Annotated in this window: 22 protein-coding genes and 1 tRNA gene; 5 read left to right on the top strand and 18 right to left on the bottom strand. The window is 59.2% G+C overall.

Features of this window, described 5'->3' with window-relative positions:
• Positions 1–265, top strand: a 265-nt coding sequence (locus tag E4021_RS18300; RefSeq protein WP_136460090.1) for a transposase domain-containing protein, incomplete at its 5' end; no start/stop codon positions are given.
• A 6-nt stretch (positions 266–271) separates the two neighbouring features.
• Here E4021_RS18300 and E4021_RS14480 read toward each other — a convergent pair.
• A complete protein-coding gene (locus E4021_RS14480) occupies positions 272–1,018 on the bottom strand; it encodes an IS630 family transposase (RefSeq protein WP_136460089.1) in 747 nt (248 codons plus the stop codon).
• Between the two features lie 580 nt (positions 1,019–1,598).
• Here E4021_RS14480 and E4021_RS14475 point away from each other — a divergent pair.
• Positions 1,599–2,312, top strand: coding sequence for a hypothetical protein (locus E4021_RS14475; RefSeq protein WP_136460088.1), 714 nt, complete (start codon positions 1,599–1,601; stop codon positions 2,310–2,312).
• Positions 2,313–3,347: 1,035 nt separating this feature from the next.
• Here E4021_RS14475 and E4021_RS14470 read toward each other — a convergent pair.
• The 3 genes from E4021_RS14470 to E4021_RS14460 form a co-directional block, all read right to left on the bottom strand.
• Positions 3,348–3,419: transfer RNA gene (locus tag E4021_RS14470), tRNA-Gln, on the bottom strand.
• A 74-nt stretch (positions 3,420–3,493) separates the two neighbouring features.
• Positions 3,494–4,261 carry a metallophosphoesterase gene (locus E4021_RS14465; protein ID WP_168797620.1) on the bottom strand — a complete coding sequence of 256 codons (768 nt, stop codon included), beginning with the start codon at positions 4,259–4,261 and terminating at the stop codon, positions 3,494–3,496.
• 83 nt (positions 4,262–4,344) lie between these two features.
• Entirely contained in the window at positions 4,345–4,593 is a 249-nt protein-coding gene (locus E4021_RS14460) for a GlsB/YeaQ/YmgE family stress response membrane protein (protein WP_099107113.1), read from the bottom strand.
• Between the two features lie 165 nt (positions 4,594–4,758).
• Between E4021_RS14460 and E4021_RS14455 the strand changes: the two genes are divergently transcribed.
• Complete coding sequence (locus tag E4021_RS14455; protein ID WP_168797619.1) at positions 4,759–5,994, top strand: LamG-like jellyroll fold domain-containing protein; 1,236 nt, start codon at positions 4,759–4,761, stop codon at positions 5,992–5,994.
• Here E4021_RS14455 and E4021_RS14450 read toward each other — a convergent pair.
• The 13 genes from E4021_RS14450 to E4021_RS14390 form a co-directional block, all read right to left on the bottom strand.
• Complete coding sequence (locus E4021_RS14450) at positions 5,978–7,333, bottom strand: Gfo/Idh/MocA family protein (protein ID WP_136460085.1); 1,356 nt, start codon at positions 7,331–7,333, stop codon at positions 5,978–5,980. The two genes, E4021_RS14455 and E4021_RS14450, sit on opposite strands and share 17 nt — an antisense overlap.
• Before the next feature lie 42 nt (positions 7,334–7,375).
• Positions 7,376–8,143, bottom strand: coding sequence for a hypothetical protein (locus E4021_RS14445; protein ID WP_136460084.1), 768 nt, complete (start codon positions 8,141–8,143; stop codon positions 7,376–7,378).
• Positions 8,144–8,160: 17 nt separating this feature from the next.
• Positions 8,161–9,132 (bottom strand): hypothetical protein, encoded by a 972-nt coding sequence (locus E4021_RS14440; RefSeq protein ID WP_136460083.1) that lies wholly within the window; start codon positions 9,130–9,132, stop codon positions 8,161–8,163.
• 249 nt (positions 9,133–9,381) lie between these two features.
• On the bottom strand, positions 9,382–10,308 hold the full coding sequence (locus tag E4021_RS14435; RefSeq protein ID WP_136460082.1) for a bestrophin family protein: 927 nt from the start codon (positions 10,306–10,308) through the stop codon (positions 9,382–9,384).
• Between the two features lie 145 nt (positions 10,309–10,453).
• Positions 10,454–11,554: a glycine cleavage system aminomethyltransferase GcvT gene (gene gcvT / locus E4021_RS14430; protein ID WP_136460081.1), complete on the bottom strand. Its 1,101-nt coding sequence runs from the start codon at positions 11,552–11,554 to the stop codon at positions 10,454–10,456.
• 8 nt (positions 11,555–11,562) lie between these two features.
• Positions 11,563–12,555 carry a sensor histidine kinase gene (locus E4021_RS14425; protein WP_136460080.1) on the bottom strand — a complete coding sequence of 331 codons (993 nt, stop codon included), beginning with the start codon at positions 12,553–12,555 and terminating at the stop codon, positions 11,563–11,565.
• Between the two features lie 3 nt (positions 12,556–12,558).
• Positions 12,559–13,584: a hypothetical protein gene (locus tag E4021_RS14420; RefSeq protein WP_136460079.1), complete on the bottom strand. Its 1,026-nt coding sequence runs from the start codon at positions 13,582–13,584 to the stop codon at positions 12,559–12,561.
• Between the two features lie 251 nt (positions 13,585–13,835).
• The gene (locus E4021_RS14415) at positions 13,836–15,233 is read right to left on the bottom strand and encodes a tetratricopeptide repeat protein (protein ID WP_136460078.1); all 1,398 of its coding nucleotides are present in this window, start codon (positions 15,231–15,233) and stop codon (positions 13,836–13,838) included.
• 7 nt (positions 15,234–15,240) lie between these two features.
• Positions 15,241–16,629: a hypothetical protein gene (locus E4021_RS14410; RefSeq protein ID WP_136460077.1), complete on the bottom strand. Its 1,389-nt coding sequence runs from the start codon at positions 16,627–16,629 to the stop codon at positions 15,241–15,243.
• Positions 16,613–17,362 carry a type III pantothenate kinase gene (locus E4021_RS14405; protein WP_136460076.1) on the bottom strand — a complete coding sequence of 250 codons (750 nt, stop codon included), beginning with the start codon at positions 17,360–17,362 and terminating at the stop codon, positions 16,613–16,615. Before E4021_RS14405 ends, E4021_RS14410 begins: the two co-directional genes overlap by 17 nt.
• Before the next feature lie 80 nt (positions 17,363–17,442).
• A complete protein-coding gene (gene purH, locus E4021_RS14400; protein ID WP_136460075.1) occupies positions 17,443–18,969 on the bottom strand; it encodes a bifunctional phosphoribosylaminoimidazolecarboxamide formyltransferase/IMP cyclohydrolase in 1,527 nt (508 codons plus the stop codon).
• A 163-nt stretch (positions 18,970–19,132) separates the two neighbouring features.
• A complete protein-coding gene (locus E4021_RS14395; protein WP_136460074.1) occupies positions 19,133–20,134 on the bottom strand; it encodes a hypothetical protein in 1,002 nt (333 codons plus the stop codon).
• 207 nt (positions 20,135–20,341) lie between these two features.
• Positions 20,342–21,976 carry an ABC-F family ATP-binding cassette domain-containing protein gene (locus tag E4021_RS14390; RefSeq protein WP_136460073.1) on the bottom strand — a complete coding sequence of 545 codons (1,635 nt, stop codon included), beginning with the start codon at positions 21,974–21,976 and terminating at the stop codon, positions 20,342–20,344.
• A 378-nt stretch (positions 21,977–22,354) separates the two neighbouring features.
• Here E4021_RS14390 and E4021_RS14385 point away from each other — a divergent pair, with 378 nt between their 5' ends.
• Both E4021_RS14385 and E4021_RS14380 read left to right on the top strand, forming a co-directional pair.
• Positions 22,355–22,810 (top strand): nuclear transport factor 2 family protein, encoded by a 456-nt coding sequence (locus E4021_RS14385; protein WP_136460072.1) that lies wholly within the window; start codon positions 22,355–22,357, stop codon positions 22,808–22,810.
• Between the two features lie 246 nt (positions 22,811–23,056).
• Positions 23,057–23,713 carry a 3-keto-disaccharide hydrolase gene (locus tag E4021_RS14380; RefSeq protein WP_136460071.1) on the top strand — a complete coding sequence of 219 codons (657 nt, stop codon included), beginning with the start codon at positions 23,057–23,059 and terminating at the stop codon, positions 23,711–23,713.
• Positions 23,714–23,746: 33 nt separating this feature from the next.
• Here E4021_RS14380 and E4021_RS14375 read toward each other — a convergent pair whose 3' ends face one another.
• Positions 23,747–24,448 carry a protein-tyrosine phosphatase family protein gene (locus E4021_RS14375; protein WP_168797618.1) on the bottom strand — a complete coding sequence of 234 codons (702 nt, stop codon included), beginning with the start codon at positions 24,446–24,448 and terminating at the stop codon, positions 23,747–23,749.
• Positions 24,449–24,748: the final 300 nt, after the last annotated feature.

Here is a 24,748-nt window from a genome sequence, read left to right as displayed (position 1 = left end):
GGACAACAACCTGATCGAGAACTCCATCCGCCCCCTGGCCCTGGGCCGGAAGAACTATCTCTTTGCCGGCTCGCACGAGGGCGCGCGACGGGCGGCGATGCTGTATTCTTTCTTTGCCAGCTGTCAGCGGCTGGAGGTCAACCCCCGGGCCTGGCTACGCGAAATCCTCGAGCGTATACCCGATCATCCGGTCAACCGGCTGGATGAACTCCTGCCGCACCGCTGGGTGGAGGCGCCGGCCAAGGCGAGTACGGAAGAGGAATGACGTAGACTATACGCAGTTGCTCGGACGCTTACCGTTGTCGCACACCAGGTAGATTTTCTTTTGCCGCCCGGGATGCTTTTTGAGCAACTGCCGACACAGGCGCTGGATCGATTGAGCGTTGACTGAGTCGATCAGGTCGGAGACTAGGTGCTCCGGCTTAAGCGCGTTGATGGCCGCATTGATGTTAACCCGCTTACGGCCCGAGTTGCAGTCGATGACAAAGTCCTGCCCCCGGCGGATCCAGCCCCGGCTGGTCTCGGTATTGTGGGTGGGATGGCAGCCATCGGCAAAGTAGACCACCGCCTCGCCGCGTGCTGCTTCCTCCAGCAGCGCCGGTAGCTGTTCTTCCACAAAGAGGCACTGAGCGGCTTCGTCCGACTTGGCCGCCACCGCCTTACTCTTCTTGTACACAAAGCCTAGCCGCTTGAGCAAAGCCGTCATTCCCGCGGAGCTATACGGCACCCCAAAGTGCTCATACCCATAGGCAGCCATGGACTTAGCGTCGGGGTACAGGTAGTCGTTCAGGTGAGGGGCCAGAGCCTGTTCCTGTTCTTCGGAAAGCCGACCGGCGTAGGCCACGTAGTGGTCGTCGAGAAAACGCTCCAAGCCCATTTGATGGTAGGCCTGCTCGTAGCGGTAGATGGTGTTATCGTCCAGCCCCAGGGCCGCCTCAATCACCGCCGCCGAGTGCCCCTGGTGGCGCATGATGAGCACCGTGACCTTGCGGTAGCGCCGCTTGGTCAGGCCCGCCACGTTCTGTTGTACCCGTAGCAGTTTCTACTCTTCCTGCATGAGTTGTAACGCCATAGTCCCCTATAACATGCCCGTCCCAAACCAGTTCACGATCAGTATACCACCACAGGGATCTCCCAGGCACCGGCCGAGTCAAACCCGATGAGCTGAAATAAAGAGCCGCTTGAATTTCAACTAACCAACTTGGCCTCATGGCGTGGAAAGTCGAAGTAATATAAAGGCCTATTTTCGGCGGATGCGAAAAGATTTAATTCGTTTCGAACCTTGGCGTTGATACGGAAGCAAAATGCGATATGTTTTGGGATCATGCGCCAAAGTGTTGACATGGAGCAACTGAGAGGAAGTATCTTATCAGTTCAGTCGTGCAGTTAGGGTGCACCCCCTGTTTACAAAACCGATGAATTGATAGCCTATCAAGCCTCATTGCAATACTGATAAAAAAGGAAGTGGACAGAAGGGGGAAAAAGCACCCCAAGATTACTTTGAACCTAGCAAGCAAATATCGCGCCGTTTTAGCCTTAATGTTATATTTACGATTGTTCACAAGAATAACACTACCTATTTGTTTTTCAGCCCGAATATGATACGAATTGATGATGCACGATTAGAGGAAGATAAGGTGCGCAACATCCGCGTAATTAATGACCTCATCGAAGCAGCAATGAAGGACCACCAGCGTAGTCCCATCGCGGAAGGGAAATTCTTCATCCGGGCCTATGAGCGAAAAATGAACGCTGCCTACCCTGGGATGGACAACAAGACCGCCTTCCAGACCGCGCGGCGCAGTTACAACCGCTTAGAGAAAGACCCCGACGAAACCGTGACCACATTGGGCGGGGCCGACGTGTACCGCATCGCCCGGTTCTTCCTGCGCAACCTCGGCGGGTACGGCTGGCCCGGCGTCAAGCGCGTCCTCATGGAAGCCGGAACGCCCTATGACGAACTGACCCAGCTCGAAGACGAAGTGGGCGCGGCCATCCCCGACCAGCTCCACGACCTGCGCAATAAGCGGGTGGGGGATCTCATACCCCAGGGGCAGAAAGCGCCGCTCATCCTGCGGGAACTTGCCGACCAATTTGAGGAACTAGAGAAGGAACTCAAGTACGCTCATTTCCAAAAAAAGGTCGCAATTGAGCAGACAGAGCAGATTCGAAAGCAGGTGGTTGCACTACCTGCCGCCTTCAATCGCATCCTTAAGGCACATAGTGTTGCCCCTCCTGAACTGCAAACTTATTATGTGGAAGAATTTAGGGCCTACAAAGAATTGTTAGTAAACTTACGCGACCTTTTGTAAAGTGGACACGGTAGAAGTAACTGAGGTAAAAGCCAAAGTTTGGTCTAAAAAAGGTTAGGGCCGAAAAAACATTGTTGAAAGGACCGGAAAAAATAAAAGCCAATCTGAACCAAATACTCGACACTGGAATTGTTTGTAGTCGATAGCCTAGCGCTGGCATGATCCGATAGAAGCAGAACAAGCAACTGACTGAGTTAAGGCAATTAGTTATTTTCAGTTATGGCCTTAGCAGTGCTCATCTAACTCACAAGTCGATGACCGATGGTGGCGCCATCAGTTGCAGCTACGACCAACAATTATGAAGGTCGCCCATCATTAGCCCTACAATTTAGGTGATGGGGTGCTTAGAATTCGGAGTATGACCGTCGTAGTTTCCTCCAAGGTGTCACGCCATACCACGGGCCACTCAATCTGCCGCTAGGGGTTCTTATCGACCGAAAATACCTCATCGACGGGCAGCCCATCGGTGGCACGATCCAATGGTATCAGAATGGACGGCCGGTTGCCGGTATGCACGTAGCTATTCTCGTTGAGGGAGACACGGGTACGTTTCAGATCACCCACCGGACTACTACCGGCCGCCAGGAAGTTGTAAGCATCGGCCGGTCGGCCAGCCCAGCAACCTGGAGTCTGGGCGGGGAAAGGTTTGTGTGTCCGGCCACGGGGAGTAGATGCCGGGTGTTGTACTTCTCTCGGGGTTACTTCTACAGCCGGAAAGCCTACCCGAACGCCATCTACCAAAGTCAGGCAGAAGCGAAAACTCCTTGGCGGGGATGTGGCCCAGTGCCTGAATGGCCACAAGGTCGGAGAAAATTTTACCGAGGGGAGTTTACCAAGGCGTATTCACGCCACCTTAGAGCCTGTCAGGCAAGGTCAGAGGCTTTCTTCCGTGCAGCCGCATCCTTGGGGTGGAGCCGCCCATAATCGGTGGGGAAAACCGTTTCGAAATCGCTATTTGTTCCCCTTTTTGCCCCCCCCGGGAAACAGAAAAGCCCCCAACTAAGTGATAGTCAGGGGCTTTCTTGGTTGCTAGTGTAGACCCACAAGGACTCGAACCTTGAACGACAGAACCAAAATCTGTTGTGTTGCCAATTACACCATGGGTCTGGGTAACTTTAGCGGCCGCAAATATAGGCACGCCCGGATAATCCCACAAGCGGAAGTACATTTTTGTAAACCGCCTAGCGTCGGCGAAGTTTCTTCGCCTTGCCGTTGAGGTGCACCTGGTACTCCACGCAGCGGAAGTCGCCACCGTCGGCCCACTCCAGCAGAAAGAAGCCCGGCTCGTGGTCGGCCAGGGCGAATTCGCCTTCGCAGGGTTGGATGAAGAAGCTGGTGGGCGGACACAGAAAGACATCCAGCTGGTCCTGGCTCACCAGGCGGGGGGTGTGGTAGTGCCCACAAAACACGCGGCGACGCGCGTTGTCGGCCGTGAGAATGTCCACGAGCCGGTCCGTATCACGCAGGGGGTATTTTCCGTCCATGAAGGGGACGCCCATTTTGATCGGGGGGTGGTGCATGAATATCGGCGCTTCGGGGTGATCGCGCACGGCCTTCTCGAACCAATCGAGCTGGCCGCCGTCGGTGATGCCCGGACTGGTATCCAGGAACAGGAGCGTACGGTCCTTGATGCGGACGGGGCCGTACACCGGTTCGTCATCCCGACCGGGCGTGTCAAATACTTCCCGGATCATGCGGCGGTCGTCGTGGTTGCCGGCGGTAAGGTAGTACGGAAGATCGAGCGCATCGAAGCGGGGCCGGAGCCGTTCGTAAACGGCGCGCACCGGTTCGTCGGCGCAGAAGTCTCCGGTGAAACAAAATGCGTCGGGGTGGTGCTTGAGAGCGGCCGTAAGTACGGCCTCAAACCTGGCTTCCACGTCCAGCCCCATGAGCTGTTCACCGGGGGAGAGGAGATGAAGATCTGTGATTTGAACGATGCGTAGCGCCACGGAAGTCAATATTTACGTCTAAATAACAAAAACGACCTTTCCGCTAGTGCGAAAAGGCCGTTTTCTTCAAAAATATCGTGGTGCTAGGCCAGTTTTCGGTACAGAAACAGCAAAATAAGGGCACCGAGAACGGAAAGTGCGATCGAGCCAAGGCTCAGATCTCCGGTTCCACCCAGTCCGAGGGCTCCGCCTAGGAAGCCGCCGATTACGGCACCAACGATGCCGATGAGGATGGTTACGACCCACCCACCGGGGTCGGGTCCGGGCATGATCCATTTCGCCAGCGCGCCGGCAATGAGACCCAAGAGAATCCAGATTAATATGCCAGTCATAAGGCGTGTGTTTGATTTGTTAATGAATATCGTCTATACAGCCAAAATTTCGGGAATATGTTCGCCCGCCGTCAAAAATTAAGACTTGAGTCCGCAACCTTCCTTGCTTCGGGTCGCCTCCTCAATTGCTGTATCTTCGCCCTTCCGATCACTTCCCCACCGCCCATGCGACTCTTCCTTTGCCTGCTTTGCTGCCTCCCGCTGTCGCTATTCGCCCAGGTCAGCCTGGGCCTCACTGCCAGCTACCCCTTCGAGGGCAATCTCGGCGACGCCACCGGCGACGCCGGCAACCTGGGTGTACCGGAAGGGGCGGTCGACTACGACTGTGGGGCCCAGGGCGAAGCGATCCTGCTGACCGCCGCCGGCGACTACGTCCGCATCCCCGGGGGGGGCTCCAACAACGTAAACCGCATTTTCGACGACAACGACTTCAGCCTCAGCCTCTACTTCAAAAGCATCGATGGGGGAAGTGCGGAGCAGTACCTGATCGCGAAGCGCGACAGCGCCTGTGGCGACAACCGTCTCTTCGTACGCTACGCCCCCGCCGGCCGACGCCTCACCGCTCAGCTGCAGCAGGGCAACGTGGTAGTCACCCTGACCCACGTGATCGACAACGCCTCCTGCTTCCAGCACGTCACCCTCACCCGCGAGGCTACCGCAGTGACCCTATACCTGAACGGGCAAGCCGTTGCCTCTCAGAGCAGTTCCGCCCGGCTCGACATCGACAACACCGGCGACCTGCTGATCGGGGCGGCCCCCTGCTACGGAGCCGGGGAAGGCAACTTCCGCGGACTGATCGATGAGGTACGACTGTTCAACCGCGCCCTGCCCTCCACCGAGGTGCGCCAACTGTACCGGGCCACCGACCGGATCGTATCCCAGCCGGGACAGATCTTCCTGGGGCAAAGCATCCAGGTCGACCTGCGCAGCAACTGCGGCACCGCCTTTTCCTGGACACCCACTACCGGGGTGGTCTCCCCCACCGACGCCGAGCCGGTAATCACCCCCACCGAGGAGGGCCGGCTGACCTATGAGGTGGCCATCAGCGACGACATCAGCAGCTGTATTGCCCGCGACAGTATGGTCATCCGGGTGATCAATCCCGACTCCCTGCGCTGCAATGAGGTCTTCCTGCCGAAGGCCTTTACGCCCAACGGTATCGGCCCCGAGCTCAACGAAACCTTCGGCATTTCCAATCCCTTTGCCGTCTCCCAACTGATTAGCTTCGAGATATACGACCGTTACGGCGGACGCTTGTTTGCCACCACGGATCCCTTCGCCCGCTGGGACGGCGAGTTCCAGGGACAGCCGGTAAGCCCGGGAGTGTTGCTCTACCGACTTGTCTATCGCTGCAATGAGGAAGAATTGGTCCGCAGCGGCAGCCTTACCATTCTGCGGTAGCGAAGTCCGCTGGGCGCTCCATCCACCGCCCCCGCGTGAAGTCGGGAAACAGCTGCAGCGTGCCCCCCGTGGCCACGCTCTGCTCCGACAGCGGCGTAACGGCCAGCCAGGTAGCGCCGTCGTATACGTCGATCGGGGGCCGGCTGTTGGCCTTGGCTACCCGGACGAAGTCCTTAATGAGGAAGTAATCCATCCCCCCGTGTCCCGCTCCGGCGGCGATCTCCCCGTCTTTCTTCCAGTAGGGATGATCGTAGCGTTCCAGGTACTTCGCGGCGGGCTCCCACTGGTGGGCGGGGGAGGTGCCTTCCAGGTGGAGGGAGTCGTTGACGTCCATCCACAGTCCCTGCGTTCCCTGTACCCGGAAACCGAGACTGTAAGGTCGCGGCGAGTTCGTGTCGTGGTGGAGCACCACCGTCTCGCCGTTCTGGGTGGAGATCATAGTGGTGACGATATCACCCAGGGCGAATTCCACCTTGGCATTGGGGTGGTCGGCGCCGCCCTGCTCCACCACGTACTTGTGCAGGCCGCGCGACTTGGTAGCCATGGAGGTGAGCCCGACCAGGCGGTTGCCACGGTTGATGTCGATCATATTCGCTACGGGTCCGAGTCCGTGGGTGGGATAGAGGTCGCCGTTCCGGTACTGGGAATGTCGTGTACGCCACCGGGCTTCGTGGAAGGCCTTTTCCCCGAACTCTACGCCGTTGCCGTAAGCCGACTTGCCGTCGTTGAACTTCACCGCGCGCAGGTCGTGCTGGTAGCCCCCTTCCAGGTGCAGGAGCTCGCCGAAGAGGCCCTGGCGTACCATATTGAGCACGGCCATGACGTCGCGGCGGTAGCAGACGTTCTCCAGAAAAAACAGGTGGGTGCCGCTTTGCTCGTGGGCGCGCACGAGCTCCCAGCACTCGTCGATGCTGAAGGCGCCCCCCACTTCCAGTCCGGTATACTTACCGGCGTGCATGGCGTCGACCGCCATCACCGTATGCCACTGCCAGGGTGTGGCGATGATCACGGCGTCTACGCCGGATTCAGCCAGCAGCCGCTTGTAGTCCGTGGGGCCCTGGTCGTAGACCGTGGGTTGGGAAAGTCCCGCTTTGGTGAATATTTCCTTGGTGCGCCGCACCATCTCCGGATCGATGTCGGCAATGGCGGTAACCGACACGCCCGGCTGACCCAGCAGTTCGCCTATGTGGCTCTGTCCGCGCAGTCCGCTGCCGATAACGCCCACCGACAGGGTCTCCTTCGTGGCAGATACGGCACCCGCGTGCAGCGCCCCCGGCAAAACGGTAGCGGCCAGGGTGCCCAGGGAGGTTTGGAAAAATTCACGGCGGTCGAGTGGCATATCCTTACTTTTTTAGTGCAGAAATATAGCCAAGAATATCCTTCACCCCCCCGACCGCAGCAGGCGCCGACCCCACAGCAGCACCTGAAAGCCGTAGGTGGTGAGCCACAGCAGCAGGACGGTATAGGTGAGCGACTGGGCGCCGGCGTACCAGTCCTGGCTCCGCATGTCCACGAAAAAATAGTTGTAACTGATAAAATCACTGACGGCCAGGATGGCGTAGGCAATAACAAAGAGCATACTCCCCTTCAGCAGCTTGCGCAGGTACCAAAGCAAACGGGGCAGGGAGCGGCGGCCGAGTTGCGCGCGCTTGCGCCGCAGGTACTGGTAGGCGAAGATGATGTAGGCCGGCCAAATGATGAGGTAAAGGGCCTGCTCGAGCCCACCGTAGAAGGGGCTGTAGAAGTACCTACCCTCCGGTCGCCGAAATTCCGGGACCAACCAGATGCCGATAAAGAACAGCAGCTGCGCCACGGGGAAGATGAAGTGCTTCAGATCCCCTACCCGCAGGCGGTAGCGAGGGTACAGGCTGATCTTCACGTGCAGGAACAGCAGTACCGGCAGCCACAAAGTGAAGTAAATCGGGAGGAACTCAAGCTGCGGCCGCACCTCCGTAAGCCCCGAAAACAGGAACAAAAAATGGAGCTGCGTAAAGCCCCCGGCCAGCAGGAGTGCCCCGTAAAGGCAGTTGGCCCGCCGGTCGCCGCTGCCCTTGAGGAAGAACAGCCCCCCAATACCGATGGCCGCCAGGAGACTGACGGCCATCAGGCCCGCGGGGAAATAATACAGCAAGAGGCGGGCGGCGTCCATGGGACGAAGGTAGCCGATTAACCGCCAATCCGGCCGTTCTTCAGTTGCCGGAAGAAGCTTTTGAGGTAGCGGGTGATCTCCCGCTTGCTCTCTTCGCCCAGTCCTTCGTAGTCGGCCACCTGCTGCAGCATTTCCTCTTCGTAGAGGGCGTAGTCGAGTACGGCCTGCTCAAGGTCGGGGTCGGCCTCGAACTCCCAGATCCAGACGCGGTCCGTCATGAACTGCTGATCGGGGTGCACGAGCAGTCCGTAGCTTGGATTGACCAGACCGCTGAAGTCGAAATCGTACGGCACGGCGGTAAGGTGGCCGTCGTCCGAGCGCATCAGTTTCAGGTTGCGGACCAGGCTGGTGCTGTAGTCGGCGTTGCCGATCATGTACTGAAAGAGGGCTACGGTTTCGGCGTTGGTAAAGTTGGCCACCGGTTGGTTGTAGCACTCCTCGCAGTTGTAGGCGTCGAGGCGGTCCTTAAGCTCGTCGGTGTCTTCGATTATCAGGCCGTAGCTGGTGAAGCTGCTGCCGTCGGCGGTATTGTGGTAGGTGATCGTGAGCAGGTGGGTACGGTAGCTGGCCGTGGGGTTGACCGTATGGTACAGTTCGTAGGCGAGGTCTTCGCGCAGGATGGCTTCCTGTCCGGCTTCGTCTTCGGTACAGGGGGTCACCAGCTTGTAGTCGTTGTGGGTGTTGAGGCCGGCCAGTACCAGGGGGTCCTTGTCAAATTGCAGCATCATGGGCGGCAGGGCGCAGGTGCGGCGCCGGAACCGTCCGCGAACGGTGATGTCCACTCCGAAGAATTGTCCGCTGTCGACTACGGTACCGCGCATCACGTTCACCGTATTGCGGTTCGCGAGCAGGGTATCGAGGTCCAGGTAGATGTCTATGGCCTTGCGTTCCGTCCGGCTCCAGCGGTCGAAGAGGCTTTCTCCCTTCTTGGCGGACAGCGATACGGTGCAGAAAACCAGCAAGATCAAAAGGAAGGAAGAGCGTAACATGGTGCAGGTAATTGTCGGGTGCGTAGTGAAAAGACGGCGGGTAATGGCCGGGGTTGCACGTTGACAATCAACTGTTTAAGCGACTTTCAACGTTAGGATACTAATATCGTATCTTAGACACTGAAAGCGCAATTTCCTTCGAGCACGCCTTGGAAAGATTCGACGAACGTAGGCGGCGGGGCGGGGGCGGGGGCTCAGGCTGGTCCGCTGGCGTAGTGGTCAGACGACTTAAGTGGTCCGACGAGGCACCTAAAATACCTTTTCGTACTCTTCCCGCCGGTGCTCCTCGGCCGGGGCGCGGTCCTCGAGCAATTCGAAAACGTTGCGCTTGATGGTGTGGGCGATGTCGCCGGTGGGCAGGTCGTTGCAGTCGAGTCCGAAGGGGTCCTCGATCTCCTCCCCCATCAGTTCCACGCCGATCAGGGCGAAAGCGATCAGCATGGTGAGGGGTATAGTGCCCCAACCGAACTGCTCCGACAATCCGAAGGGCAGCAGCACGGCGTAGGCCGTCACGAATACCTTGAGGTAGACCGCGTAGCTGAAGGGGATGGGGGTTTTCTTGATCCTCTCGCAGGCCCCCAGAATGTCCAGCAGGCTTTGATGCTGGGCCTTGATGTTGATGTAGTCCCCTTCGTTGATGGTGCCCTCGCGGTGGGCTTCGGCGATGCGCTGGTAGATGCGCAGTGCGATGAAGTTGGGGATATGATCTTTCGTGGCGTAGTAGCCTTCCTCTTCCTCGGAGAGGTAGACCAGCCGGTCGAGCTGGGTACCCTTTCGCAGGTGCTCGGTGAGCGACAGACAGAAGTTGGCGATGTTTTTGGCCATGAAGTGGCGGATCTCCAGATCGCTGGGGGGCCACATACTGTCGACGTAGATGGCCATATTGCGGCAGTTGTTGACCAGGGCACCCCATTGCTTGCGGGCCTCCCACCAGCGGTCGTAGGCGGTGGTGGTGCGGAAACCGAGAAAGATGGAAAGGATTACCGCCAGCAGCGAGAATACCGTGCTATCGACCTGCAGGTAGCGGTGCAGGTCCAGGAACTTGATGGTGGCGATGACCACTACGGAGTATACTCCCAGCAGGCCGACGGCCAGGAGGATGCGGCGCATGGTGTAGCTGGTGGTGAGGTGGGAAACGTGGCCGAACCAGCTGCCGTTGGACTTGTAAATGATCATTATCGCGGGGGTGATGGTGGAAGATCGGGTTTTTTAGGGACCCGGTGGGACCGACCACCTGTTGGACCGTGGGGGGACCGTCCAACGCACCACCCGTTGGACCGTGGGGGGACCGTCCAACCGACCACCCGTTGGACGGGGTAGGCTAGAGCTTGATTACCTCCGCTTTCATTGTCTTGCGTCCCAGGTCGATTTGCAGTGGGGTGCCGGTGGTATGGTACCCAGTTTTGACGTAGCCCATGCCCATTGGATAATCAAGGCTCGGCGCATGGGTACCGCTGGTCACTTCCCCGATGCGATCACCGTTTTCGTTGAGGATGGGGTAGCCGTGGCGCGGTGCCCGGCGGTCGTGCACTCGGAAGGCAACGAGTCGACGGCTTATGCCCTCCGATTTTTGCCGGACCAGGTAATCCTTGCCAATGAAATCGTCGCCCTGCAATTTGGTGATCCATCCCAGACCGGCCTCCAGCGGGGAGGTTGAATCGTCGATATCGTTGCCGTAGAGGCAGTAGCCCTTCTCCAGTCGCAGGGTATCGCGGGCCCCAAGACCGGCGGGCAGCAGGCCGTGGGGTTTGCCGGCCTGGAGGATCGCTTCCCAGGCCTTGCCGGCGTGATCGGCGTCGAGGTAGAGTTCGAACCCTCCAGATCCCGTGTAACCGGTGGCCGAGATCAGGACGTTGTCGATGCCCGCCAGGTTCCCGCGCACGAAGTGATAGTACGGGATAGCCGCCAGATCGGTGTCCGTGAGGGGCTGAAGGATCTCCGCGGCCTTGGGACCTTGGACGGCCAAGAGGGCGGTGTGGTCGCTGATGTCGATGAGCTCGGCCCCGAAGCTGTTGTGGTTGTTGATCCAGTCCCAGTCCTTCTGAATGTTGCCGGCGTTCACCACGAGCATATAACTGGGGTGCTCGGCACTCATGCCCATGCGGGCACTGGCTGGCAGGTGATATACCAGGAGGTCGTCCACGATGCCCCCTTCGGGGCGGGGCAGGCAGCTGTACTGGGCCTGGCCGGGGGACAGCTTCCGCACATCATTGCTGGTAACGTACTGGACCAGCTCCTGCGCTCCGGCGCCCCGGACGATGAACTCCCCCATGTGGGAGACGTCAAAGATGCCCGCGGCCTCGCGTACCGCCTGGTGCTCCTCCTTGAGGGAGGTATAGGAAAGTGGCATTTCAAAGCCGGCGAAATCAACAAGTTTGGCGCCAAGGCGGCGGTGGGTTTCGGTAAGGGGGGTGGTCTGCATGTAGTAATTCAATTAACGGGTAGATACACCCGGAACACCGTGCCCCGCGGCTGGTTGTCCGTGAGCTCGATCTGTCCGTCGTGTTTATCGATGATCTGGCGTACGATGAAGAGGCCCAGGCCGGTGCCCTTGGTGCTGCGGGTGTCTTCGTTTCCGACGCGGTAAAACTTGGACCAGACCCGGTTTTTCTCGCGGTCTGGGATGCCCATCCCGTTGTCCTTCACCGTCCATACGATCTCGCTTTCGCCTCCTTTCTGGAGGGTGGTATGGATGATGGGGCTGGGCTGACTGTACTTGGCGGCGTTCTCCAGGAGGTTGACCACCACGCTCGTGAGGCCAGGGCGGTCTCCGGTGATCGGGGGTATATCGGGTTCGATGTCGACGTGTACGTTCGCTCCTTTGTACTTCATCACTACGCGATCGGCCGCGTCCTGCACCAGGGCCCCAAAATCGATGGGCTCCCGGTTCAGCTGGTACATGCTCTCCAGCTTGGCGCTGAGTAGCAGGTCATTGACCAGGGCGGTGAGGCGGTCGGTCTCGGCCAGGGCGTTGGTGGCCAGCTTCTCCTGAATTTCCGGCTTGAGCTCCCGGCGCCGCTGGAAGGTCTCGAGAATGAGCCGGATACCGGCCAGGGGGGACTTCAGTTCGTGGGTAATGCTGAGGAGGAAATTCCGCTGTTGCTCGGCGGTGCTGATCTCCTTACCCAGGTGACGGAAGAGCAGGTAGATGCCGCCTACCAGGCTGAGGACGAGCAGGAGGGCTTCCCCCAGGATCATGCGCTGCTGTCGTTCGAAGCGCTCGGTGAGTTGTGCGTAGTTCTCCGTGAGGCGGAAGTCGGCCGGCTGGTCGATGCGTTTCTGTACGGCCAGTTCGATGGCCAGTTTGTCGACCCGGGCGATGTGGGCCTCTTCGTTCTTGCGCAGGAGGAGGATGCACCACCAGCCGAAGGCCAGCAGCATATAAGCGATGATGGCGTAGCTGATAGGGGGAAGTCGCCGCATCTACTAGTTGAAGAAAGAGTCGTACTGATTCGCTCCTCCCGTTTTCTTGGCCCGTTCCGGCATCGGGGCGTCGAGGTCGAGCACCTCGCTGTCATTATTGGCCTGGAGCAGCAGGTTCGACTTTTCCTCACCGAGAAGCAGGGAATTGGACTCCTTTTCCCATTCTTCCAGCATATTGAGGCCTTCCTCTTCGAAGACGCCGTTCTGCAGGTCGACCGAATCCATAAAGTTGGCCGAAACCTCCATGAAGCGCTCCATCTCACCGACCTTATTGGCCACGTCTTCGGTGATGTTCTCCATGGCCATGTCGAACATGGCCCGCTGGTCGGGGTCACCTTGGATGATGCTCATGGCCGATTGCATGGCACCGTGGCTGGCGTGGATGGCCTTGCGTTCCTGTTCCTTGACAGCTACCTGGTCCTGGATGTCCTCGGCCAGGATGGCGCTGTTCTCGTACATTTTGGTCAGTACCCGGTAGAGCACCTCCATTTTCTTGTAGAGCTCCTCGAGTTTGATGTTGCTGTCCTTCAGGCGGCCGGCGCGGCGGCTCTTAAGGATCATCACGTTGCGCTTGTTGGTTTCCTTGGCCTTGCCAGCGATCTTGAGGTTGCTGCTGATCTCCCGTTCGTTGTTGACGATTACTTCCTTCAGCTTGTGCATCTGGGCGCGCAGCTGGCTGATCTGTTTGTTCATCTTCCGCAGGTTGCCCTGCAGTTCATCGACGTATGTTTTGAGGATCCCGATGGGATCGATCTGAACGAATAACCCGGTAATGGCCCGCATCACGCTTTTGTACATGTAGAACACGAGGTTGCGCATCTTCGGGTCGAAGATCATGTACAGCAGGGCGAGCAGGATCAGGCCGGCGACTACCAGGCCGATCGTGGTGCTGATGAAGCTCAGGATGGCCGACCCGAAGGAGACCAGTACAAAGCCCAGCACGCCTACCAGGGCGACCAGGAAAAGCAATCCGGTAACCCCCTCGGGGCGTTGCCAAAAAGACTTCGGTTTCATCTGTGGTGCATCCATATCCGGTATCATTTAAGGGCCGTCGTCAAAGATAACGATCCTGTTGTGGTGTAAAAAGGCCCACGGGGCGCGCATGGTTTGCCTTGCTCGACCAGTCCCGACAATTTATCGACTATTTACGCAAAATACGGCGGGGCGCCCCGCAGCCTCCCCCAAAAGTCGGCCGTAGGCCCGGTCTGGCGGGTCTACCATCAACAAAGCCCGCCCGACTTGCGTCGGACGGGCTTTGCCGCAATAAACCAAGGATTCGGTTAGAAGCGGAGGGTTACGGTTTCTCCGATTCCACAGCCTACGGAGAGGCGTGCACCTTCTTCCAGGCCGCGCTGGAAGGCGTCGGCGCGGATCGGCATGGAACTGCGGTAGTTGGCGATGCGGCGGTTGGCGTCACCGGCTACTTCGGAGTCGATGCTCTTGGCGTAGTTGTACTTGTCGATGGCGGCGAGTACAGCCAGTCGCTGTTCCCAGGCGTCACCACAGCCACTGCTCATCCGGGCGTAAAGGTCGCCGATGAGAATGTAGGGCTTACCCCAGCCGGAGTTGTACTGGGCAGCACGGTTGGCGTTCTGGCGGGCGCTGCCGTATTGGCCGAGTTTACCCAACTGGATCTGGGCGATCTGGTAGGCGTACTGGGCCTTCTTGTCGTTATCGTCGGTCTTGGCAATGGCCTGTTCGTACAGGTCGACGGCGTCGCTGTAGCGCTCCTCCTCGTAAGCTACCGAAGCACCGTAGGCGGGGTTCAGGCGGATCCGTTCGGCTTCGTACTCTTCGGCCTTGGTGGCGTAGAGGGCGTCATAGATGCCCTGCACGCGCGCCACGTCGGCGTCGGTGCTGTCACAACCCTGGGCCTTCAGTTTGGTGACGATGTACTTGAGGATATCGAGGCTGTCGCGGTTCTCTTCCACTTTGGGCAGCAGCAGTTCCTTGAAGTAATCGCAGTCGAAGATCTCGTCGGCAAATTCCAGGATATCCGACTCGAGGTTATCCTTACCGGCCTGGTAGTAGGTCGAGTAGGTGGCGTTGTTCTCGATATTGTAATCGGCTACCTTGACGGCCTTGTCGTACAGTTCCCGGACGCGGGCGTTGTCGATCACTTCTTCCTTGAAGTAGTAATTAAGCAGTTTGCCGAGGGGGGCCAGTACCACGTATTCGGTTTCGTTGCCCCCGGTTTCAATGGCCTTTTCGAGCACATTGATGGCGTCTTCGCTGTAGCCCGAGAGGTAGAACATGTCAGAGCCCTTGCGGCCGAGCAGGAAAGCTTCGTACTTGGGGTAGCATTCCAGCTCCTGGTCGTAGAGCTTGAAGATCATGTCGGTGTATTCCTGCTTCTTGGCATCATCGGTAGCCTTCTGGCGCATGGCCTTGTAGAAGAGACGACCGTCGCGGTAATGGAAGGGACGGTTACCGTCGGCCGCCGGGGCGATGTCGTAGGCCTTCTGCCAGTTCTTGAAAGCATCATTGAACTCCGCTTCGGGAAGCGCGGCGAGTTCTTCGGCCGTCATGTTCTTTACTAAGTTGCGGTAAGCGACGTGTGCGTTCTCTGCCTGCTCCTTTTGGGGGGAGTCGACCCAGGTCACACACTGGGCGCTGGCAACCGAGACGGAGCCGCAGAATACCAGCATCAGCGCTAAAGTGCGGATGATCGTTTGCATATTTGGTTTAATTGAGTTTGCGTTTAAAGAACCAGGAATTGTCGTTCAAACTGAATCCCAGCGTAAGTTGTACATAGGTCTCGTCCAGGATGTCCGGGACCCCAAATTTACCATATTCGACGGCAACATCAAGAAAAGAGACTTGCTGTCGTGGCAATTGTATCGGTAATCCTACTCCGAGCGTAACGGCGTTGCGCCTCGCCTGCTCCCCGCTGATGACGCGCGGATCGTCTTCCATGCGAGCACCGAAGCGGTAGCGGACGCGCTTCCAGTAGTTGTTGTAAGAGGTGGCGTTCGGAATATACTGGACGCCCACGGCCATGCGGCTTGCGTCGGCCAGCGTCTCTGGCTGGGCGGTGTTGCGGTAGCTTCCGTATGATTCCCGACCGTATTCCGCGCCGATGTAGAGGCGGTCGGCGTCTTCGAAGGCCAGACCGACATTGTAGCTGGCGGGAAGGTCCACCTCGCCGGCGATATTCTCTTCGTAGCGTACGGTGTCGCGGACGGACACGTTGGCTCCCGGACTGAATTTGCGGAACAGGAGGCTGGACTCGGAATTCACCGTAGCCCCCAACCGGCCGTTCACGCCCACGATGATCCGTTTGCCATTCGGCACCTTCAGTCCCTCCTTGTTAAGGTCGGTGAAGTTAAAGGCGTACTGTACGCCGTAGCCCAGGTTGAGGCCGCTGAGGCTGATCTCGTCCAGAAATTCCGTGGCCAGGGCCTCGGGGATACTATCGAAGATCAGGATGCGGCTATTGGTCAGTTTGCCGAAGTTGTAGTTGACGTTCACGCCCCCGCTCAGGCCCCGGTACCGCAGGGCGGTGGACCAGGTAAAGCGGTAGGCACCTCCGGTACCCTTCAGCATGTTGGAGGTGGGGCCGGCGTTCTCGTCGAATCCCTTCAGCTCCAGGTCGTACCCGACCAGGGTGGTGGGGGCCAGGGAAAAGGCCATTCCTCCGTTCCAGGAGTTCAGTTGACGCTCGAGACTGAGGTTGATCGGGTTGCGCAGGGGAAAGCCCAGGGCCAGGTACCGCAGGTTACCCTGATAAGCGGTAGCCGATCCGTTGGCGTCTTCCAGATTGGAAGCCCGGCCGTAAAGACCAATCTCAAAGCTGGTGGCCTGCAGACTGGCCAGACTGGCCGGATTGAGCAGGTTCAGGTGGTAGGCGTCCTGGTAGGTACTTTGTAAACCTCCCATCCCGGCCGCGGCGGCGTGAACCTGGTCCATCGGATCGCCCAGGCCGAAGCGGCTGAGCGGACTGTTCTGTTTGGGACGAATGTCAACGAAGTCGGTGCTCGAAGCAACCTGAGCGAACACTGCGTCGCCGGTAGCGAGCAGTCCCAGCAGCAGGGCAAAGGGGAGCAGACTTGAATAATTAAGACGCGTTGACATAAGTTGACAGTATTTGATTGAGTCCACGCAGGACCAAGTTGGGGTAGTGTAAACAGGAAACGGAAAAACAGGGCAGTAAAAGCGGAGCATCGCCACCGGTCAGTACCAGCTGCAAGCCATCGTGTTCTTTAGCCAGGCGGTGGTAAAGGCCTTCAGTTTCGCAGACGACGCCGAGTACGCCTCCGTTACGGAGGGCTTCCCCGGTGCTCCGGCCCAGGGTGGCGTCCGGATTCCCGACTTCCACCAGGGGCAGGCGAGCGGTAAACTCGTGCATGGCCCGCAGGCGCATTCCTACGCCCGGACTGATGTTGCCGCCGCGGTAGCGGTCGTTGGCATCGACGAGGTCAAAGGTTACGCAGCTGCCCGCATCGACGACCAGGCGAGCCGTTTGAAAAGCGCCAAGGGTGCCGGCGACGGCCGCGATACGATCTTGCCCGAGCGTCTCCGGCGTTCGATAGTCGGAGGCGAACGGCAGCGGTCGATCGCGGTCGAGGGCAAAAACTAGTATTCCCTGCTGTTTCCATTTATCCGTCCACCGTTCGGATGGCACGTTTGCCACGGTGGAATAGATGATGTAATTCACCCCAAGGTTGGTCACCATCGCATCGATTGCTTCCCAGTCGCCGGCAGCGTGCCGTACGACCGGGGGTTGCATTTCATCACCTTCGAAGCAGGCGGCCTTGAGGCCGGAGTTGCCCACGTCGATGATGAGTCTTCGATTCGGTGTACCCATCTTAAAGTCGGCTATAAGACGCAGAAAGGATAGCTGGGGGTTCTTAAGTGGAAGTTAAATTCCCAAGTAGATGCTTTGGATCAATGGCGGAAATGCCGAACACCCGTCGTCACCATGGCCACGTCGGCCGTATTTGCTGCGGCAATACTGTCCTTGTCGCGAATCGACCCACCGGGCTGTACAACGGCCGTGATGCCGGCCGCGGCCGCGATCTCCACGCAATCGGAGAAGGGAAAGAAGGCGTCGGAGGCCATAACGGCACCCTGCAGGTCAAAGCCGAAGTTCTTGGCTTTCGTGATGGCCTGCTTGAGGGCGTCCACGCGGCTGGTCTGGCCACATCCCATGCCTACCAACTGGTTATCGCGCACTAGGGCGATGGTATTCGACTTGAGGTGCTTGGCGCATTTGTTGGCGAACACCAGGTCGGCGGTCTCCCGTCCGGTAGGCTGCCGTTCGGTGACGACGGTGAACTGGTCGGCGCTTTCGGTCTGCAGGTCGGTATCCTGTACGATGACGCCGTTGAGCAGGCTCTTGAAGCTCAGCGGCTGCTGCTTCAGGTGGTGGTACTGCAGCAGTACGCGGTTCTTCTTCTTACTCAGCAGTTCGAGGGCGGAGTCGGTAAAGTCCGGCGCGATGAGTACCTCGTAGAAGAGGTGATCGATCTCCTGGGCCACGGAAAGTTCCAGTGGGCGGTTGGTGATCAGGATCCCACCGAAGGCGGATACGGGGTCGCCGGCCAGGGCTTGCTTCCAGGCTTCGAGCTGGGTGGGGCGCACGGCCACGCCGCAGGCGTTGGTATGCTTCAGAATGACGAAGGCGGGATCGGCGTCCTCGAATTCTCGCATGATGGCCACGGCCGCGTCGATATCGACGAGGTTGTTGAAGCTGAGTTCCTTGCCGTTCAGCTTGGTGAACATCTCCTTGAGGCGCCCGAAGTAGGTGGCCTCCTGGTGAGGGTTCTCGCCGTAGCGCAGGGGGTTGGCCTTCATCTCGCTCCGCTTGAAGGCGGGCAGTTCGCCGTCGGCATTGAAGTAGCTGAAGATGGCCGTATCGTAGTGACTGCTGACCGCAAAGGCGCGGCGGGCCAACTTGCGGCGCTCCTCGAGGGTAGAGACGCCGGCGCGTCCTTCCAGGATGTCCTGCAGGGTACCGTAATCTTCGCGGCTGGGTACGATCATAACGTCGCGGTAATTCTTGGCCGCCGCCCGGATCAGGGCAATGCCGCCGATGTCAATCTTTTCAATGATGAGATCTTCGTCTTCGGTGTTGGCGACCGTCTCCTCGAAGGGGTACAGGTCGACGACCACCAGGTCGATCTCGGGGATCTCCAACTGGGCGAGTTGCTTCAGGTGGTCCTCCTCCCGGCGGGCCAGGATGCCGCCGTGCACCTTGGGGTGCAGGGTCTTTACGCGTCCGTCGAGAATGGAGGGGTAGCCCGTCAGTTCCTCAACCGGGGTGACCTCCACGCCGCGATCGCGGATGAAAGTTTCCGTACCTCCGGTGCTGTAGATCGTGGCGCCGATCTTGGCCAGGCCGTCGATGATGGGGCCCAGTCCTTCTTTATGGTAGACGGAGATGAGTGCGGATTTGATCTTGCGTTCTGTCATAGAACTCTTTTATGGCGTCCCGCCGAAGCGGGAACATACTAGGGTTGTCCCGGGCTGTCCGGAACGGGTTGGTTTGAGGGCCGCAAAGATACGAATAATGCCCTTACGCTTTTTCGTCTCCTCCCGGAGTCGACCCGAAAGGCGAAGCCTAACGTTTCGGAGGTCACTGTCGTTCAGCGCGGTAGCTCCGATTTTGCCCAGCGGGCCGGGCGAGCCGAGCCTTGTCTTTCACTTCCTTGTATTCGGGCTCCGGCGACCGCTCCGTTACCACGCCCAACACCCAGCCTTCGTGCTCGGTGACGCGTTTATGGATCTTGCCCTTTTCGCCCCATGGTTGGTCGAGTAGCTGACCCAGGGTACCCTCCCGCTGGTGGTCCTGCAACCACGCCACGTAGCTTCTGACCTGTTCGCGGTCCAGGATCTGCCCCTTCCGTCGGGGGAGGGTAAGCAGGCTGGGATAGATCTCCGCGTGCAGGATTACGGCACCCGTCGCTCCGCCGCCCACGGAAACGTTGAGACTTTCAAAGGGCCAGATGCGGGAGACGCCGCGCAGTTGCTCGTGATCGCGCAGTGCCCGCACCCGGGGGATGCCCAGCAGGGCCTGACTGCCAACACTGCCGGCGTAAGCCAGCTTCCAGGCGGGCTGCAAACGGAGATTGAGGGTTTCGACGAAGCGGCGTTCCTCGAGAAAACATTTGCGGGTGGGGACGGGGAACTCGAAGTCGCATTTAGAGCCGAGGAAAATGCCGCTCTGGCCCACGGGTACGCCCCAGAATGGCCCGCTGGGGGCCATGATGCTCTCGTTGAGGCGGGCACCGACGCAGAAGCGGTTGTTCTCATTGGTGGGTCCGTCCTGGATGAGTTCACTGATATGGTCCCAGATGGCACGCCAGGCGGGTTTTTCCTTAAGCCGCAGGGCCTTGGCCAGGCCTTTGGGATAGCCGAAGGAGAAGTCCCAGCCCACCAGAACGCGCTTCTTCCTGAGGCGAATGAGGCGCTGACGGAGGTAGTCGTGACAGGCGTGACGGGTGCGGAAATAGGTGCACCGGATACGTCCCCTTGCGGTGGCTTCCGCTATCCAGATCGCGTCCCGGGAGGGTTTGGCCGGACTGGGTGAATTACGGGCACTCCAGTCGATGGCGATGAAATGATCGAAAAAATGCATGGTCGCCCAATGTAGCAAGTTTTCGGGCGCTGGCAAATGCGCTACCGTAAGGCAACGGGTTGAGCGACTCCAGGCGCGATGGCTGGAACTGAGTCTTTCCTCGTCCGGATTTACCAATCAGGTAGCAGTAAGCACCAGGCACCTCTCGTCCTGCGCAGTTGATAATCCCTCGGCCCAAAGGGCCTTGACCTGTTGATGGGTTTCAGCCTAGGCCACCATCTCGTAGATGCCTTCGCGCTTCTTCTCGATCTCGTCGGATTCCAGGAATTCCTCGTAGGTGAGCAGGGAGTCGATCATGCCGCCCGAGCCGATCTCGATGATGCGGTTGGCTACCGTATTGACCAGTTCGTGGTCGTGGCTGCTCATGATGAGGTTGCCCTTGAAGTCCTTCAGGGCGTTGTTCAGGGCGGTGATGCTTTCCAGGTCGAGGTGGTTGGTGGGCTCGTCGAGGAGGAGGAAGTTGGGGTGGTTGAGCATGGCCTTCGACATCATGCAGCGCACCTTCTCGCCGCCGCTGAGCACCTTCACCTGCTTGTGGACTTCCTCGCCGCCGAAGAGCATGCGGCCCAGGAAGCCGCGGATGAACTGCTCGTCCTTGTTCTGGCTGTACTGCCGCAGCCATTCGACCAGGTCGAGCTGTCCGACCTCCTCGGTGAAGAAGTCGTTGTTCTCGTTGGGCAGGTACTGGGGGGTGATGGTCTGGCCCCACTCGATGGTGCCGGTATCGGGCTTGGCGATGCCCGCCAGCACTTCGTAGAAGGCGGTCAGGGCGGCGGCTTCCTTGCCGACCAAGGCGATCTTGTCCGGACTGTTCATCGTGAAGCTCACGTTGTTGAACAGCACGGTACCGTCGGGGGAGGTCTTGCTCAGGTTGCTCACCTTCAGGATCTGGTCGCCCGGCTCCCGCTCTGGCTGGAAGGCGATGAAGGGGTAGCGGCGGCTAGAGGGCTTGATCTCGGTGAAGTCGAGTTTTTCCAGGGCCTTCTTGCGGCTGGTGGCCTGCTTCGACTTCGAGGCGTTGGCGCTGAAGCGCTGGATGAACTCCATCATCTCGGCGCGCTTCTGCTCCATCTTCTTGTTCTTGTTCTGCAGCTGCTGGGCGGCGAGCTGGCTCGACTGGTACCAGAAACTGTAGTTGCCGGTGTAGATGGTGGCCTGCTGCCGGTCGATATCCACGATGTGGGTGCAGACCATATCCAGGAAGTAGCGGTCGTGGCTCACCACGATGACCGTATTGGGGAAGTCGGCCAGGAAGTCGGCCAGCCAGTGGACGGTGTGCGCGTCGAGGTCGTTCGTCGGTTCGTCCAGCAGCAGGATGTCGGGGTTGCCGAACAGGGCCTGGGCCAGGAGAACTTTTACCTTCTCGGGGCCGCTCAGTTCCTCCATCAGCTTGTAGTGGAGGTCTTCGGTGATGCCCATATTGGAGAGCAATTCGGCGGCGTCGCTGTCGGCCGTCCAGCCGCCCATTTCCCCGTAGGTGTTCTCGAGCTCGGCGGCGCGCATCCCGTCGGCGTCGGTGGCGTCGGGGTTCATGTAGATTTCGTTCTTCTCCTGCTCGATGGCGTAGAGCTCTTCATGGCCCATCTTGACCACGTCCAGCACCTGCTTGTCTTCAAAGCCGAAGTGGTTCTGGCTCAGTACGGCCATCCGGTTGCCGGGCTCCAGGCTGGCCGATCCGCGGTTGGGCGTCAGTTCACCGGAGAGCACCTTCAGGAAGGTCGACTTCCCGGCGCCGTTCGCTCCGATGATGCCGTAGCAGTTGCCGCGCACGAAATTGAGGTTCACCTCATTGAAGAGCACCCGCTTGCCAAATTGTACGGTCAGGTCGTTTACGGAGAGCATAGTCGTCTGATTTTAAGCGCGCAAAGGTACGAACTCCCCCGTACAATGCTGCCTCAGGCAGCGCCAGCAAAAAGCAGCCTCCGGCCGCGATAGCAAGAAGCTGCCTCAGGCAGCGCGATAGCAAGAAGAGGTCTCAGACCGCGCCAGCAGGAAGCGGCCTCCGGCAGCGCCAGCAAAAAGCTGCCTCCGGCAGCGACAGCACAATGCGGCCTCAGGCCGCGCAGTCAGCCAAAAATTTGGCCACTAACCAACACCCCACCCCCAAACATTTTCTATCCGCCACCCCCCCGGGCCATAACTTAGAAGACCACCACCCCAGGCAACTAGGAAGTCAGCAATCCACCCATCCGGCCAAGAAGAACCCATCCACCAATCCCCATGAAAACACCCTGGCGTTTATCCCTCTGCTGCCTGTTGATCACCGGCCTGAGCACGCCGCTTACCGCCCAGGATCATCGGGAGCAGGAGATCCGGCAATTCGAAGATTTGGAACGACAATCCGTACTGCAGCGCGATACGGCAGCCCTGTTCGGCAGATTGTGGTCGCCGCACATGGTCATTAACACCCCCGCCAACGTGGTCGGGACGGTGGAGGGGACGAAGCAGCTTCTCCGAAATGGAGGACTCGACTACCTCTCCTTCAAAAGGAACATCGAGAAGATCACCTTCATCGACGACGTGGCCATCGTGATGGGCGGGGAGGTGATCCGGCCCCAAGGCCAGCAGCCGCACGCCGGAAAAACCGTACACCGAAGGTTCACCCACGTCTGGATGCCTTCCGATTCCGGGTGGAGCATCGTTGCGCGCCAGGCTTCGATCCTTAAGGTTGAATGATGGAATTGTGGGTGGAGCTGCTGCCACTAACGCTACTGCTTTATTAGCCACCCGTTGCACGGAGCGGGGCACCCTGTTCTAGCGGCCGGCGGCGCGCGGGTGCCGTACTGAGGATTTAAAAATTCCACCGGAGCAGCAAGTCGGGTCGTGGAGTATATTAGCCAGGGTAAAGGGACCCGGGCGAGTCACGCCTTCCATATCCAGTGGTTCACCTTCTTTTCAAACAACACCCGAAGATCAATACCCATGCGACTATTCATTCCCTGCTGCCTCCTGCTTTTCCTCGCCGTGGCGTGCAGTACTTCTAACTCCGCTGCGACCGCATCCAACGCCAACAACGACGGCTGGATCTCCCTCTTCGACGGCAAAACCCTCACGGGCTGGAAAGCCAGCGAAAACCCCGCCACCTTCAGCGTGGAAGACAACAAGCTCGTGGCCCACGGCCCCCGGGCCCACCTGTTTTACGAAGGACCGGTGATGGACCACAACTTCAAGGATTTCGAATTCAAGGCCCAGGTGATGACCACCCCCGGCTCCAACTCCGGTATTTTCTTCCACACCGAATACCAGGAAGAAGGTTGGCCCTCCAAGGGCTACGAGGTGCAGGTCAACAACTCCCAGTCGGACTGGCGGCGCACCGGCAGCCTCTACAGCTTCGACGACGTGCGGGAAGTACACATGAAGGACAACGAATGGTACACCCAGCACATCATCGTGAAGGATAAAACCGTCACCGTCAAACTAAACGGCAAAACCGTAGTGGAATACACCGAACCCGACAACGTCGACCGTCCGGAAGGAGAACGCGGCCGCATGCTCTCCAGCGGCACCTTCGCCATCCAGGGCCACGATCCGGACAGCCGGGTGTACTTCAAGGATATTATGGTCAAGCCGCTGCCGTAGCGCGGTAGAATTTCCCGCTGGTCGCGGCCGTCTTTACGCCAGAGGGGTAACGACGGCGCAAGCCCCCTGCAGGTCCTGCCAGACCGAATGGGCCCACGCCAACCGGTGGTCTCCCGCCCCCGCGTGGGTGGTCGGGCGCAGGGCCCGCAGCGTTTCCATGGCCGCCGGCCCGTCCAGGCCGAGAAAGCGTAGCAGGGCCACGGTGATCATGCCCGTCCGGTGGATGCCGGCGGAACAGTGTAGGTAAATACGACCTCCGTCGTTCAGGATGGTCGCCAGATCATTAAACTGGCATGCGATCTCCGCGTAGCGGTCTTCCGCCGGGGGACGGGCGGAGGCCATGGGCAGCCACAGCCAGGCGAGGTCTTGTTCCCGGCAGAACCCCTCCACCTTACGTCCGCCTTCCTTTTCCGACAGCAGGGTGAGGATGTGGGTGGCGCCCTGGAGTTTGAGACTACCCACCAGATCCGCCCCGGGGCGGTGCCCGATGGCGAGGTGCCCCGCGCCTACGGCTACCCAGTCGATGGGTTCCACCGCGGCCAGGCGTTTGGCCGTGCCCTTGACCCGGCCGATCAGGGCGCCGAGGCGGCGGCGGTCGGCGCCGGGTTCGCGCATGGCTTGCTGGAGTTCGTCCAATAAGGCTTCCGATGTGGCGATGGCGGCTTTGAAGTCGGTATCGACCGGTGCCTCCAGCCATTGCTCTGCGGTTTGCACCAGGTTTGAGGAGTGGTTCATCATTTTGTGCTTAAGGGCATGCGGTCGGCATAAAACGGACGGATGTACATGGCCCACTACCGCCAATATAGGGTGATGGCTAGTCCAGCACCAAATTAGACCTTCCGGGGGGTGGTCGGTAGTGTGTGGGGGCCACCCGCCGTCACCTAATGGCCCACAAAGTCCGCGACTGGTACGAAGGATTGTAAGGTGACATCACTTGCCAATACTAGGCGATCCCGCAGGTGCCATACCCCACCCTAATGCCGGCCAGTCAACTATTACGGTCAGCCGCATCTACCTACCAAGCCACTAGTGGCA

Source organism: Neolewinella litorea (assembly GCF_004803465.1).
GTDB lineage: Bacteria > Bacteroidota > Bacteroidia > Chitinophagales > Saprospiraceae > Neolewinella > Neolewinella litorea.
The sequence above is the reverse complement of the archived record's forward strand: the minus strand, read 5'-3'. Positions and strand labels throughout refer to the sequence as shown.